The organism is Streptomyces muensis (genome assembly GCF_021474425.1).
In the GTDB taxonomy this organism is placed as follows: domain Bacteria; phylum Actinomycetota; class Actinomycetes; order Streptomycetales; family Streptomycetaceae; genus Streptomyces; species Streptomyces muensis.
Map to the genome: position 1 here is coordinate 1 of NZ_JAKEIP010000214.1, position 14372 is coordinate 14372.

General features: G+C 72.1%; 10 protein-coding genes and 1 pseudogene. 5 read left to right on the plus strand and 6 right to left on the minus strand.

Annotated features, from left to right (window positions below; all coding sequences use genetic code 11):
* Positions 1-127: 127 nt before the first annotated feature.
* From L0P92_RS33585 to L0P92_RS33595, 3 genes are all read right to left on the minus strand, one after another.
* Positions 128-1492 (minus strand): phosphomannomutase/phosphoglucomutase, encoded by a 1365-nt coding sequence (locus L0P92_RS33585; RefSeq protein ID WP_234766832.1) that lies wholly within the window; start codon positions 1490-1492, stop codon positions 128-130.
* A gap of 113 nt (positions 1493-1605) precedes the next feature.
* A complete protein-coding gene (locus tag L0P92_RS33590; protein ID WP_234766837.1) occupies positions 1606-3222 on the minus strand; it encodes an L-lactate permease in 1617 nt (538 codons plus the stop codon).
* A gap of 209 nt (positions 3223-3431) precedes the next feature.
* Positions 3432-3809, minus strand: coding sequence for a DUF3499 domain-containing protein (locus L0P92_RS33595; protein ID WP_228044524.1), 378 nt, complete (start codon positions 3807-3809; stop codon positions 3432-3434).
* Positions 3810-4152: 343 nt separating this feature from the next.
* On the opposite strand from L0P92_RS33595, the gene L0P92_RS33600 reads away from it, so the two are divergent.
* Positions 4153-4596 (plus strand): metallopeptidase family protein, encoded by a 444-nt coding sequence (locus L0P92_RS33600; RefSeq protein WP_234766838.1) that lies wholly within the window; start codon positions 4153-4155, stop codon positions 4594-4596.
* A gap of 26 nt (positions 4597-4622) precedes the next feature.
* Here the strand turns inward: L0P92_RS33600 and L0P92_RS33605 are convergent, their stop codons facing one another.
* From L0P92_RS33605 to L0P92_RS33615, 3 genes are all read right to left on the minus strand, one after another.
* Complete coding sequence (locus tag L0P92_RS33605; protein ID WP_234766833.1) at positions 4623-6158, minus strand: DUF5719 family protein; 1536 nt, start codon at positions 6156-6158, stop codon at positions 4623-4625.
* Positions 6155-9808 carry a glycosyltransferase family 2 protein gene (locus L0P92_RS33610; protein WP_234766834.1) on the minus strand — a complete coding sequence of 1218 codons (3654 nt, stop codon included), beginning with the start codon at positions 9806-9808 and terminating at the stop codon, positions 6155-6157. The genes L0P92_RS33605 and L0P92_RS33610 overlap by 4 nt, the downstream gene beginning before the upstream one ends.
* A gap of 303 nt (positions 9809-10111) precedes the next feature.
* On the minus strand, positions 10112-10375 hold the full coding sequence (locus L0P92_RS33615; RefSeq protein WP_003975777.1) for a WhiB family transcriptional regulator: 264 nt from the start codon (positions 10373-10375) through the stop codon (positions 10112-10114).
* A 647-nt stretch (positions 10376-11022) separates the two neighbouring features.
* Between L0P92_RS33615 and L0P92_RS33620 the strand changes: the two genes are divergently transcribed.
* The 4 genes and pseudogenes from L0P92_RS33620 to L0P92_RS33635 form a co-directional block, all read left to right on the plus strand.
* Positions 11023-11529 (plus strand): cysteine dioxygenase, encoded by a 507-nt coding sequence (locus tag L0P92_RS33620; RefSeq protein WP_234766835.1) that lies wholly within the window; start codon positions 11023-11025, stop codon positions 11527-11529.
* Positions 11530-11562: 33 nt separating this feature from the next.
* Positions 11563-12522, plus strand: coding sequence for a 2-phospho-L-lactate transferase (gene cofD / locus L0P92_RS33625; RefSeq protein ID WP_234766836.1), 960 nt, complete (start codon positions 11563-11565; stop codon positions 12520-12522).
* Positions 12519-13829: a coenzyme F420-0:L-glutamate ligase gene (locus L0P92_RS33630; protein ID WP_237696387.1), complete on the plus strand. Its 1311-nt coding sequence runs from the start codon at positions 12519-12521 to the stop codon at positions 13827-13829. Before cofD ends, L0P92_RS33630 begins: the two co-directional genes overlap by 4 nt.
* Before the next feature lie 191 nt (positions 13830-14020).
* Positions 14021-14308, plus strand: a pseudogene (locus L0P92_RS33635) (DNA-3-methyladenine glycosylase 2 family protein); the annotation flags it as partial.
* Positions 14309-14372 lie beyond the last annotated feature (64 nt).

A 14372-nucleotide genomic window follows, 5' to 3' on the forward strand; every position in this document is an offset into this window, starting at 1 on the left:
CGCCCGCGGCCGGCCGCCCCCCCCGCCGCCCGCGCGGGGGCGGCCCCCCCCCCCCCCCCCCCCCCCCCCCCCCAAGGGCCCTCCGGCCTCGTCCTCAAACGCCGGACGGGCTGAAAATGCGTGGGCGTCAGGCTCTGATGATGCTCAGGACCTCGTCGCGCACCTTCGTCATCGTCGCCTCGTCGCGGGCCTCCGCGTTGAGGCGGAGGAGGGGTTCTGTGTTGGAGGGGCGGACGTTGAACCACCAGTCGGGGGTGGTGACGGTGAGGCCGTCGAGTTCGTCGAGGGTGACGTCGGGCTGGGGACCGTAGGTGGACTTGATGGCGGCGAGGCGGTCGGCCTGGTCGGTGACGGTGGAGTTGATCTCGCCGGAGCCGGTGTAGCGGTCGTACTGGTCGACCAGGGCGGACAGGGGGCCGTCCTGGCCGCCGAGGGCCGCGAGGACGTGGAGGGCGGCCAGCATGCCGGTGTCGGCGTTCCAGAAGTCCTTGAAGTAGTAGTGGGCGGAGTGCTCGCCGCCGAAGATCGCGCCGGACTTCGCCATCTCGGCCTTGATGAAGGAGTGGCCGACGCGGGTGCGGACCGGGGTGCCGCCGTTCTCCTTGACGACCTCCGGGACCGACCAGGAGGTGATCAGGTTGTGGATGATCGTGCCCTTGCCGCCGTGCCTGGCGAGTTCGCGTGAGGCCACCAGGGCGGTGATCGCGGAGGGGGAGACCGGGTCGCCGTTCCCGTCCACGACGAAGCAGCGGTCGGCGTCGCCGTCGAAGGCGATGCCGAGGTCGGCGGATTCGTCCCGGACTCGCTTTTGGAGGTCCACGATGTTCGCCGGGTCCAGGGGGTTGGCCTCGTGGTTCGGGAAGGTGCCGTCCAGCTCGAAGTACATCGGGACGACGTCCAGCGGGAGGCCGGCGAACACGGTCGGGACGGTGTGGCCGCCCATGCCGTTGCCCGCGTCCACCACGACCTTCAGGGGGCGGATGGAGGTCAGGTCGACGAGGGAGCGGAGGTGGGTCGCGTAGTCCTCCAACGTGTCGCGACGGGTGATCGTGCCCGGCTGGGCGGCCGGTGCCGGGGCGCTCGAGTCCATCCAGCCCTCGACCAGTTCGCGGATCTGTGCCAGGCCGGTGTCCTGGCCGACCGGGGCGGCGCCCGCGCGGCACATCTTGATGCCGTTGTACTGGGCCGGGTTGTGCGAGGCCGTGAACATCGCGCCCGGGAGGTTCAGCGCGCCCGAGGCGTAGTACAGCTGGTCCGTGGAGCACAGGCCGATCTCGGTGACGTCGACGCCCTGGGCCGCCGCCCCGCGCGCGAAGGCGCCGGCCAGGCCGGGGGACGAAGGGCGCATGTCGTGACCGATGACGATCGCGCTCGCGCCCGTCACCTCGACGAAGGCTGCCCCGAAGAGCTCGGCCAGTGACTCGTCCCACTGGTCCGGTACGACCCCGCGCACGTCGTACGCCTTCACGAGCTGTGACAGATCAGCGGCCACGGCCAACCCTCCTGAAAGTCCTATCGGTCACCCCAAACTACCCGCACCCACTGACAGCGGGACGTGCGGCCACCAACTGGACCCCGAGCCGTAACCTCAGGTCAGCGCCGAGATCAGGGCAGCATCCAGTCGAGCACCGGTGAACTCTGGCCGACCACGATCAGACACATCACCAGCAGCAGGCCAAGGCTCCACGGCAGGACCCGCCGCAGCAGGTCCCCCTCCCGGCCCGCGAGCCCCACGGCGGCGCAGGCGATGGTGAGGTTCTGCGGCGAGATCATCTTGCCGAGCACACCTCCTGAACTGTTGGCGGCGGCCAGGAGTTCCGGCGACAGCCCCGACTCCCGGGCCGCGGTCACCTGCAACGCGCCGAACAGCGCGTTTGCGGAGGTGTCCGACCCGGACACGGCCACACCGAACCAGCCCAGCACCGGGGACAGGAAGGCGAGCCCCGCGCCGGCCGCAGCCACGAAGTAGCCGATGGTGGCGGCCTGGCCGGAGAGGTTCATGACGTAGGCGAGGGCCAGCACGGACGTCACGGTCAGGATGGCGAACCTCAACTCGTGTACGGTCGCAGCCCACTCCCTGACGGCCACGCGCGCGTGGACGCCGAGAACGACCGCCGTGCACACGCCCGCGATCAGCACGAGCGTGCCGCCGGTGGACACGATCGGCCAGCTGTAGACATTGCCGGAGACCGGCTCGCCGTCCGGGTTCGCGACGTTCAGGAAGGGCCAGTCGTAGGTCTGCGTCGTCCTGGCGAGCCAGTCCTTGACCGCCGGGATCTGCGCGACGGAGAAGATCACGACGATCAACGCGTACGGCGCGTAGGCCCGTACGACCTCCCGCCGCGGATCGTCCTCGTCCAGTTCCTCGCTCCTCACGCCGGTCAGCACGGACGCGCGTACCGCCTCGGCGGCGGGCACGCGCGCGTGCGGTACGGCGACCAGGGCGCCAGCGCCGGCCAAGGCGGCGCCGATGTCGGCGAGTTGCGCGGAGACGTAGTTGGAGGCGGCGAACTGGGCGACGGCGAAGGCGAATCCGCAGACGAGGGCGGGGACCCAGGTCTCCCGCAGTCCGCGCCGGCCGTCCACGAGCCCGACCAGTACGAGCGGCACGACCAGGGCCAGCAAGGGCGTCTGACGCCCCACCACGGACGCCACGTCGTCCAGCGGCAGCCCGGTGACCTGAGCCAGTGTCACCACCGGTGTGCCCATCGCGCCGAAGGCCACCGGCGCGGTGTTGGCGACCAGGGCGACGACCGCCGCCCGCACCGGTTCGAAGCCCAGCGCGACGAGCATGACCGAGCAGATCGCGACGGGCGCCCCGAACCCGGCGAGCGCCTCCAGCAGGGCTCCGAAGCAGAAGGCGACGACGAGCGCCTGGATGCGCGGGTCGTCGGAGAGCCGCCCGAAGGACCTGCGCAGGATGTCGAAGTGCCGGGTGCGGACGGTCATCCGGTACACCCACAGGGCGTTGACGACGATCCACAGGATGGGAAAGAGTCCGAAGACGGCGCCCTGGGCGGCGCTGGAGAGCGTCTGGTCGAGGGGCATGCCGTAGGCGAGCCAGGCGACCAGAACGGCCGCCAGAAGGCCTGTGAGCCCCGCCAGGTGCGCTTTCATCCGGACCCCGCCCAGCAGGACCAGGACGATCACGAGCGGCAGTGCGGCCACCAGGGCGGACAGGCCGAGCGAGCCGGCGACGGGTTCCAGTTCCTGGACGTACACGGGCGCCTCCCCGGTTTCCGCCATGCGGAAATCGATTTCTCGTTCCGGCATACGGAATGGTCGCGTCCGCGCCATGTGCACGTCAATGGTCGCGCAGCAATCAACGTGCATCATTCAACGATGACGAACGCGCGCGAAACCGCGCGGGAAAGCGGAAGCGGGAGGCTGAAGAGGGAAGCGGGAGGCCGAAGAAGGAAGCGGGCCGGCCGTCAGTTGTCGGGCGAGCGCAGCACCCGCAGATGACCCCGCCGCGCGACCTCCATCGGGTCGGCCCCGCGGCCGCCGCCCCCGCCCGCCTCGGCCGCCCGCTCCTGCGGACGGGCCGCCTCGCGCACGGCGTTGGCAAGCGCTTCCAGGTCGTCGCCGCTGGGGCGGGCCGGAGCCGAGCCGTCCAGCAGCCTCACGACCTCCCACCCGCGCGGGGCGGTGAGGCGCTCGGAGTGCTCGGCGCACAGGTCGTAGCAGTGGGGTTCGGCGTAGGTGGCGAGCGGGCCGAGGACCGCGGTCGAGTCGGCGTAGACGTACGTCAGCGTCGCGACGGCGGGGCGGCCGCAAGCGGTGCGCGAACAGCGACGTACAGGGCTCACGACGTTGGACGGTACCGCACTCTTGAGCGGGCCGCGACGACTCTCCCCCAGGTCACTCCACCGTGTCGTGCTGTGAAACACCCCACACACCCCTTCTGCCCCAACTCGCTGACCTGCAAGGAAGCCTGCCGCCGAGATCCCGAACATCCCCGGGGCCGGTCACCACTCACCACAAACCCCGTCAATTACCTCGCCAATGACGGTCTCGGAGAGATACGGAAACGAGCCCAACCTTGGCTGGAATGGTCATCTGCCGACATGCCTGACGAGCGGCCGAACGCCACTCCTGCCACGACATGGGTATCGGACAGGCGGCGGCCACGAGGACTACGCTTCAGCAGTGATGGACACCCCTGTACCGCCCCGTGCCGCCGGCCCCGGGCCCCGCCGCCGTGATCGCCACGGACGGGGCATGCGCGGCCCGATCGCACCACCCCAGGTCCCGCTGGCCGCGAGCCGTGCCGACGTCTTCGCCGACCTGGTGCAGGACTCCGTGGAACGGCTCGAGCGCCGCTGGCCGCAGCTGGCCGACATCGATTTCCTGGTCCTGGAGGTCCCCCGACTGGACGGCCGGACCTGGAACGACGAGGCGGTCCCCCTCGGCGGCACGATTCCCGCGCGCGAGGGGCGCCCCGCGCGGGTGGTCATCTACCGGCGGCCGGTGGAGATCCGCACCAAGGGGCGGGACGAGCGGGCGGCGCTGGTCCACGAGGTGGTCGTGGAACAGGTGGCGGAGCTGCTGGGCCTGACCCCCGAGACGGTGGACCCCCGCTACGGCGAGGACTGACGGCCCCGGCCCGCTGCGGCGGCCGCCTACTTCTGGAGCACCGACAGGTCCTCGTCCGCCTCCGGCACCGCGACCATCCCCCGGTCGTCCGGCAGCGTCTGCACGGTGAAGCCGGACACCCCCTCCGTCGTCGCCACCAGCGTCCGCGACGCGTACACCGGCCCGCCCGACACCGACTCCACCGTCAGCGCGTACGTGCCCTTCAGACCGCTCGGCGCCGGCATCTCCAGGTCCTGGGTGGTGCCGGACTTGATCGTGTATGTCTTCGACACGGCCGTGCCGCCCTCGCTGCCCGCCGACGCCGTGACCTTGACCTGCGCCGTACGGAACGGCGCCGTCACGGACAGCGTCGTGCCCTTCGCCCTGTTGTCCACCGCCGTCGCGCGCGTGCCGACCGCGCGGCTCGCCGGTATGAAGGCCGTCTCCTGCTTGGCCCCCTTGCCGCGCACCACGCGCAGCGCCGCGACGACCGGCACCGACTGGTCCGTGGGCGTCAGGACCAGCGACCCCGTCTCCCCCCGCATCACGTCACCGAGGTCGACCGCGCTCGTCATCCCTGCCTTGACGTGCAGCGTCTCGTTCCCGGCGGGGGTGATCGGTCCGGACGGCGAGGCGAGGCGCACCTTCAGGTCGGCATCGGCGTCGCCCGGGGTGAAGGCGACCAGCCGCACCGAGGTGGCGTCCTTGGGGATGCCGGGCAGCACCAGACTGCCGGCGGGGTCGGCGGACGCGGCCAGCCAGTCCCCGCCGAGCTTGTCGTCCAGCGCCTGCACGGACGCCCCGAGCCGCCCGCTGCGCACGCTCACGTGCACGGTCACGTTGTCCTGCTTCTCGCTGGTCAGCGTGGACAGCAGGATCGGCTCCGCGGAGTGGGGCTGGACCGTGATCCCCTCCCCCACCGTGGTCTCGATCGCGCCGTCCTTGCCGTACAGCTCGATGTCCACGACGGCGGCGGAGTCGTCGGGGTTGGTCAGATGCACGTAGTCCGTGCGGTCGGGAGCCGTGCTGGCGCCCGGGAACCAGAACTCGGTGTCGGGCGCGGTGCAGTTGACGCCCTGGAGGCCACGGCCGGTGCCCGCGGCGACCTCCGTGGTCTCCTGCACGGTCCAGCCGGGCGCGAACTTTCCGTCGGCGGTCCCGATCAGCGCCGGCGAGTCGGCCCCGGACGCGTCGCCTATGACCGGCTTGCCCGGCTCCTTGGCCGCCAGGACCGGCTTGTCGGCCTTCCCTGCCTTGCCGGTCTCGCCGGTCCTGCTCGCGTCGTCGGCCTTCTTGTCCTTGCCGTCCGCCGGGTCGGCCGACTCCTCGGCCGCGGAGCCCAGTTCGGCCTTTCCGTCGCTCGCCGTGCCCTTGGTGACGGGCGTGAACGACGTGTACGTCGTCTCGGCGAGGTCCGAGGTGCTCGGCGCCGGGCAGACCAGGCTGGTGCGCTCCACGGGCAGTTCGGCGGCCGCCTCGGCGGTGTTCGCGCCGGACGCGTCCGGCGTGGTGAGCGCGGCGAGCCCGGTGACGGCGGCGAGAGCGGTGGCGCCGGCGATCAGGGACAGGGTCGTGCGGTTCACTGCTGGCTCCCGTCGGAACGCTCACTGCCGTGCGGTTGCTGCTGCGTCGGGTCGTACGTGCCGTCGTAGCCCTGCTGGTACGTCTGGTCGTACGCGGGGTCGTACGCCCCGGGGGCCTGTCCTCCGTACGCGTACGGGTCGTACTGGCCGCCCTGGTACGGGTCCGCCTGATACACCTGGTCGTAGGCGCCGTCCGCCGGGTACCGCAGACCGCTCTGGTACTGCTCCCCGCCGTAGCCCCCGTATTCGGAGCCCGCGTAGTTGGGTGTGTCCCAGTCGCCGTAGGACTGCTGCTGCGGAATCGCGACGGCCGGCGCCTCCGTCGGCGGAGGCGGGAACTCGGCGCCCTGACCGGTCTCCTCGGCCTCCGCCTCGGCCTGGGCGCGCAGTCGGCGGGCCCGGCGGCCCTCGCCGGCCATGGCCTCGGCCGGGACGGGCTGCTCCTCGGGAAGATCGTCGTCGATGTCGCGGCGGCGGCCGGGGAGGGCCATCACGACGAGGACGAGGGCGAGGAAGCCCTGGGCCCACAGCCAGGCGGTGTGGGTGATCGGGTCGTCGTAGGTGACGTCCAGCCTGCCGCCCTCGGCGGGGAGTTCGAAGCCCTGCGCCCAGCCGTCGAGCGTGGTCGGTGTGAGCGGTGTGCCGTCCAGGGTGGCCGTCCAGCCGTCGTCGGCGCTGTCGGCCAGGCGCAGCACACGCCCCTCGGAGCCGCCCGGGATCGTGGTGTGGATCTCCGTCGGCCCGGCGGCGACGGACCGCGGCTCGGCCGAGCCGGACCCGGCGACGATGGCCGCGCGGGAGACCTGCCGGTCGATCCGCCACAGCGCGCTGCCGTTCTGCTCGCTCAGCCGCGACAGGCCGGGCGTGGCGTCCAGCACGCGCGCGACCTCGCGCGGCGCGCCCTTGTGGACGAGGACGTAACGCACCGCGAACGAGCCCAGCTGGTCGGCCTGGTCGGCGCCGGATCCGGCGACCAGGTTGGCGACGATCTTGTCGAGCCTGGCGTTCTCCCCGTCGGCCGCGGCGAGTTCGGCGTCGCCGAGGCGGGCGCCGGAGCCGCGGACGAGCATGTAGCCGACGTGGGCCGGGGAGTCGCTGTCCAGGACGAGGGTGCGGGCCTGGTCGCGGGTGTTGCTCTCCTCGGCGACGAACGCGGGCACCTGCACCGGGTCGCGCCGCTCCAGCGGGCCGTCGGCACCGCCGATCATCCAGCCGGCGGCCACGAGCAACGGTCCCGCGGCCGCGGCGAAGGCGATCAGCGCGGCGACCGGCTGACGCCAGCCGAAGCTCTGCTCGGCCACGCGCGCGCGTGCCCCGTCGGCGCCGAGCAGGGCGGCGGCCAGGAGGGCGATGCCGTAGACGAGGGTCGCGGGGCCGGCCCAGGTGGAGCCGTTGGACAGGGCCGCGAAGACGAGGCCCACGAGGGCGACCGCCCAGGCCGTCCAGATCCCGAACTGGCGCTCGGAGCGCAGCAGGGCGGCCAGCGCGGCCAGCACCACGCCGATGAGCATCAGGCCACTGACGGTGCCGGGCCCGCCGGGGCTGGCACCGAGCAGATCCAGCGCGGACGCGGCCGAGGCGCCGTACTCCAGACCGGCCTCCTGGAAGAAGCCGAACGGGAGCAGCGACAGCGACCAGGGCGCGAGGACCAGCAGCGGCACGCCGAGCTGGGCGAGGAAGCGCAGGCCGTAGGCGGTGAGGTCGGCGCGCCGCACCGCCAGGAGTCCGATTCCGAGAGCCAGCGCGATCGGCCACACGATCGGCGTGAAGGCCGTGGTGATCGTCAGCAGCAGGGCGTACGCCCAGGTGGCGCGCCAACTGCCGCGCGCACCGGAGCTGTTCGTGAGGCCGCTCGCCGCGATGCCGGCGCGTGCGATGAGCGGCAGCAGGACAGCTAGGACGGCGGTGCCGATACGGCCGCCCGCGAGCGCGCCGGTGGCGGCGGGCAGGAAGGCGTAGACGACGGCCGCCCACGCGCGCAGGAGGCGTGATTCGACGAGCGGGCGGGAGGCGAAGTAGGCGGTGAGGCCGGCCAGCGGCACCGAGCAGACCAGCAGGACGGTGACGGCGAGCCCGGTCGAGCCGAGCAGCACCGAGGCGAGCATCGCCACGATCGCCAGGTAGGGCGGCGCGGACGTGGCGCCGCCGGCGCCCACCGGATGCCAGGCGTCGACATAACGCGACCACAACTCACCCGAGTCGGCCGGGGCGGGCAGCAGCGCGCCGCCCGCGAGGGCGCCGCCGCCGAGCAGGGCGCGGCAGGCGACCAGGGAGACGAACAGCAGCACCAGGAAGAGCACCGGTCCCGGTTTGCGGGCGACGCGCTTGAGGCGGGCGAACTGCTCGACCTCCAGGAAGTCCGCGTCGTCCCCGCCGGGGCCGGACTCGATCGCGCCGCCGTGCCGTCCCGCGCCCGCGGTCACCTCGGGGTCGGAGCTGCCGAAGAGGCTGCTCGCGGCCTGCTCGACGGTGGCCCGCACGGTCGCTCCGGGCGGTGGGAACAGTGCCCGCAGCTCTCCCTTGTCGATGACGGGGCTCCCGCGCCTGCGCCGCCCGGCGATGATCCGCTCGGGGCGCAGCAGGGTGCCGACGAGGCCGCGGATCTCGTCGAGGGCCTGTCCGGGGACCTTGCCGACGAGGTAGGCGAGCGTCCGCAGGACCGTGCCGAGCACCAGGCGCAGCAGGACCCAGGGCAGCGCGGCCGTGCGGGTGTTGACGAGCAGGGTGTAGACGGCGCCCGCCTTGTCGACCTTGTGCGGGGAGGCGGCGGTGCGGCCCACGCAGTCGACGGTGCGGCGCTCGCGCGAGGAGGCCTCGGCGTGTCGTACGACTGCCTCGGGGGCGATGAGGACACGGTGGCCGGCGGCGGTGGCGCGCCAGCACAGGTCGACGTCGTCACGCATCAGGGGCAGACGGCGGTCGAAGCCGCCGAGTTGTTCGAAGACGTCGCGCCGGATCAGCATGCCGGCGGTGGACACGGACAGCACGGACCGCACATGGTCGTGCTGGCCCTGGTCCTGTTCACGGCGGTCGAGGCCGGTCCAGCGGCGGCCGGAGTCGGCGATGGTGACGCCGACCTCCAGGAGCTGTCGGCGGTCGTACCAGCCGCGCAGCTTGGGGCCGACGACGGCGACGTCGTCGCGGCCCAGCTCGTGCTCGTTCTCCACGACGCGCAGCAGCTGGGCCAGGGCGTCGGGTTCGGGTGCGCAGTCGTCGTGCAGGAGCCACAGCCACTGCACCGGCTCCCCGTGCGGGAGTTCGGGCATGTCGTAGGCGTCGTCGCGCCAGGTGCGGGTGACGGGGTCCCAGCCGCTCGGCCGCTTCAGATAGGTCAGCTCGTCCGGGGTGAGGACGGGGGCGGTGCGGTTGGCCTCCTCGACGGCCTGGCCGAATCCGGTGCGCCGGGCGAGATGCAGCACCCGGTCGTCGCCGAGGGCTTCGGTGACCAGCTGCGCGGACCGGTCCGCACTGCCGGTGTCGGCCGCCATGGCGAACTGGACGGGGCGCTCCTGGCCGAGCAGCCCGGCGAGCGCGTCGGGCAGCCAGCGGGCGCCGTCGTGGGAGACGAGGACCGCGGTCACCACATGACGCGGGAACTCAGGTGTGGCAGCGGAGTCGTGCTGGGCTGCCGTGTGGCTGTGCACGGACATCGAGGTACGGGCCCCGGTTCGATGGACTGCGGTGGACGCCCGTGCCCCGTGGGGACAGCGCGGCGTCTCGGACGAGCGACCACACTATCGGCTGGGCATCACGGCGGCCCGCCGCCTGTGGATAACCCACCTGCGACGGGCCGTTCGAAACATATTCGAGACGTATCTGCGTGCGATGCGTACGGACTGGGTGTGGACGATCACGCGCGCTTCGACCCCGGCCGCCCGGGCCAGGTCGGGTCGGGCCACCGCTCGGTCCTGCGGCTGGGCCCGTCACGGCCGGACGTCCGGCCGGCGCTCCGCTCAGACGGCGGCCTTCTTCAGGCGGCGGCGCTCCCGTTCGGACAGGCCGCCCCAGATGCCGAAGCGCTCGTCGTTGGCAAGGGCGTACTCAAGGCACTCGGAGCGGACCTCACAGGCGAGGCAGACCTTCTTGGCCTCGCGGGTGGAGCCGCCCTTCTCGGGGAAGAAGGACTCGGGGTCGGTCTGGGCGCACAGCGCGCGCTCCTGCCAGCCGAGTTCCTCGTCCGCGTCGTCGACCAGCAGTTGCTGCACCAGCTCGGTCATGTGCGCCCCTCGTCTGTCTTTCGCGTCCCCGTGATGTAGCCGTTACCGATTTCGGCTGAACGACACGAGTGAAATTACAAGTGTGCTGCTCCGGGCGAGTCAAGCCGAGATCTGCTATTGAGCCCCTTATTCACTCTGCGGAACCAAGGCCTAGCGGAAAGTGTTCAAATCGGGATAAACCTTGACAAGCAGACGAGGCCCGGGGGGGTGTCCGACCCCGCTCAGAGCCTGTACGGAAAAAGACGCCCAGAAGTTCGATCTCGTTGCACACACGCGCAGAAGCGAACCGGATCACAGTCGGATCACAGGATCACAACGACGCTCGTGCGCCCGGTTGTGCGCCATGTGTCCCGGCCGTCTCATGAACAAACCTTTCGCCACAGAGATGAACCGGATGAGGTGAAACATGTCCCACATAACGGGCGCCGAGTTGACACCCGAGGTGCAAACCGCTGTCCTTGTGGGCATGCTCGCGAACTCGGCACCCACCTCGACCCGCACCGCCGGGTCCCACGGTGCTGCCCGCGCTCGCTGTAGCTGTTGCTGTCCCAGCTGTTGAGCCACACCCGCTCCAGCAGGCGGCCGAGCCATCTGTCCCTCGGCCTTCGTTCCCTCTGACCTTCCTTCACCAAGGAACCACGCACCCCATGAACAGCGACAGCGACCTCCAGATCGCCGGCGACATTCTCGAAGTCCCGCACCTCCTCCAGACTCCGCGCGAGCACCCGGCCACCGTGGCCGAGTTCGTCGGCCTCGCCCGCTCCATCGCCGCCGACCGCTCGCAGTGGGAGCACCTCGTCCAGTACGACGCGACCACGCGCTGGTACCACCGGCTGCGCACCGGCCCCGGCTACGAGGTGTGGCTGCTGTCGTGGGTCCCCGGACAGGGCAGCGGCCTGCACGACCACGGCCGGTCCTCCGGCGTCCTGACGGTCCTGGACGGCACGCTGACCGAGCGCACGGAACGCGGCACGCGCGTGCTGGCGGCGGGCGCGCAGCGTGTCTTCGCGCCGGGATACGCGCACGAGGTGGCGAACGACGCGCTGGAGCCGGCGGTCAGCCTGCACGTGTACCACCCGGGCCTGACCGAGATGCCGATGCACACCGCCTCGGCCTGCGAGGCGCGACCGCAGCCGCGTCCCGTGACTGCCTGACGCGTTGTCGTACCCGCCTGCAAGACTGCTCCCATGCGCATTGTGGTTCTGGCAGGCGGCATCGGTGGTGCCCGGTTCCTGCGCGGTCTGAAGCGGACCGTGCCGGACGCGGACATCACGGTCATCGGCAACACCGGGGACGACATCCACCTCTTCGGGCTGAAGGTCTGCCCGGACCTCGACACGGTGATGTACACCCTCGGCGGCGGCATCAACGAGGAGCAGGGCTGGGGCCGGGCCGACGAGACCTTCCATCTCAAGGAGGAGCTGGCGGCGTACGGCGTGGGGCCCGAGTGGTTCGGGCTCGGCGACCGCGACTTCGCCACGCACATCGTGCGGACGCAGATGATCGGCGCCGGATACCCGCTGAGCGCGGTGACCGAGGCGCTCTGCGACCGGTGGAAGCCGGGAGTCCGGCTCATCCCCATGACCGACGACCGCGTCGAGACCCATGTCGCCGTCGATCTGGACGGCGAACGCCGGGCCGTCCACTTCCAGGAGTACTGGGTGCGGCTGCGGGCCTCGGTGCCGGCCGAGGCGATCGTGCCGGTCGGGGCGGAGCAGGCCAAGCCGGCGCCGGGCGTCCTGGAGGCCATCGCCGCGGCGGACGTCATCCTCTTCCCGCCGTCCAACCCGGTCGTCTCGGTCGGCACGATCCTCGCCGTGCCCGGCATCCGCGAGGCCATCGCCGACGCCGGAGTGCCGGTGGTGGGACTCTCCCCGATCGTCGGGGACGCGCCCGTGCGCGGGATGGCCGACAAGGTGCTCGCGGCCATCGGCGTGGAGTCGACGGCCGCCGCGGTCGCCGAGCACTACGGCTCGGGACTCCTCGACGGCTGGCTCGTCGACACCGTGGACGAGGGTTCGGTGGCGCGGGTCGAGGCGGCCGGGATCCGCTGCCGGGCCGTGCCGCTGATGATGACCGACCTCGACGCGACCGCGCGGATGGCCCGCGAGGCGCTGACGCTGGCGGAGGAGGTGCGGGGAGCTTGAGCGAGGTGTCTGCCGACGGCTACCGGGTCTGGGCCGTCTCCGGGATTCCCGAGGTCCAGCAGGGCGACGACCTCGCCAAACTGATCGCCGCCGCCGAACCCGGCCTCGTCGACGGGGACGTTCTCCTCGTCACCTCGAAGATCGTCTCCAAGGCGGAGGGGCGGATCGTCGAGGCGACGGACCGGGAGGCCGCGATCGACGCGGAGACGGTACGGGTCGTGGCGCGCCGCGGTGCGCTCCGTATCGTCGAGAACCGGCAGGGCCTGGTGATGGCCGCCGCCGGGGTCGACGCCTCCAACACCCCCGCCGGGACCGTGCTGTTGCTGCCCGAGGATCCGGACGCGTCCGCGCGGGCGATCCGGGACGGGCTGCGGGACGCCCTCGGCGTCGAGGTCGGGGTCGTCGTCACCGACACCTTCGGTCGCCCGTGGCGGGCCGGCCTCACCGATGTCGCGATCGGCGCCGCCGGCATCCGCGTACTCGACGATCTGCGCGGGGACACGGACGCGTACGGCAATCCGCTGCACGCGACCGTCGTGGCGACGGCCGACGAACTGGCGGCCGCAGGTGACCTGGTCAAGGGCAAGGCCGCCGGGCTGCCGGTCGCCGTGGTGCGCGGGCTGGCGAGCACGGTGACCGAGGACCACGGGGAGGGCGCTCGGGCCCTGGTGCGTGACGCGCGGGACGACATGTTCCGGCTCGGGACGTCGGAGGCGGTACGGGAGGCGGTCACCCGGCGGCGTACCGTACGGGCCTTCACGGACGAGCCCGTCGACCCCGGGGCCGTACGGCGGGCGGTCGCGGCGGCCGTCACCGCTCCGGCGCCGCACCACACCACGCCGTGGCGGTTCGTGCTGCTGGAGTCGCAGGAGTCGCGGACGCGGCTGCTCGACGCGATGCGGGACGCGTGGATCGCGGATCTGCGGCGGGACGGCAAGAGCGAGGAGTCCATCGCCAAGCGGGTGCGGCGCGGGGACGTGCTGCGTAACGCGCCGTATCTGGTGGTGCCCTGTCTGGTCATGGACGGGTCCCATACGTATGGCGACGCGCGGCGGGACGGGGCCGAGCGGGAGATGTTCGTCGTCGCCACCGGGGCCGGGGTGCAGAACCTCCTGGTCGCGCTGGCCGGGGAGCGGCTGGGGTCGGCGTGGGTTTCGTCGACGATGTTCTGCCGGGAGGTCGTGCGGGAGGTGCTCGGGCTGCCGGAGGACTGGGATCCGATGGGGGCGGTGGCGGTGGGGCATGCGGCGGAGGAGCCGCGGGCTCGGCCGGAGCGGGATGCGGCGGCGTTTGTCGAGGTTCGGTGACGGGGTGAGCTGAGAAGGTGGGGCTCGCTCTCGCTCCATCCGCCTCTGACAGGGATGAGGGTGGCAGGGGTGGGTGAGGGCCTACCCTCGTAGGGCGCCTTCGGGGGGCGTGTTCGTGGACTGCTTCGGCATTCGTGCTCGTAGGCCAATTCGACATTTCGTGCTCGTAGACCTCACCTAGGACCTCAGCCGTGGCAGGACGTTTCGCTCCGCGACCCACGCGTACGACCGTGCGCGGTGGGCATGTCGCCGTGCCCGGGGGTGTGCCGCGGCAGGCTGTCGCGGCGGGGAAGGTGCGGACCGTCGTGCCGGACGGGCCGCTCGATCTCGGGCTGGTGCTGGGGCCGCTGCGGCGGGGGCCCGGGGATCCGACGTTCCGGGCGATGCCGGACGGGTCCGTGTGGCGGGCCTGTCGTACGCCTGCCGGGCCCGGGACGCTGCGGGTCGGTGTGCGGGGGGCCGAAGTGCGGGGCGGGGCTTGAGGTCGGTGGCGACGACACGGCCCGACTGGAGGGCCTCGACGGTCGCGGCGGTGATGACGGT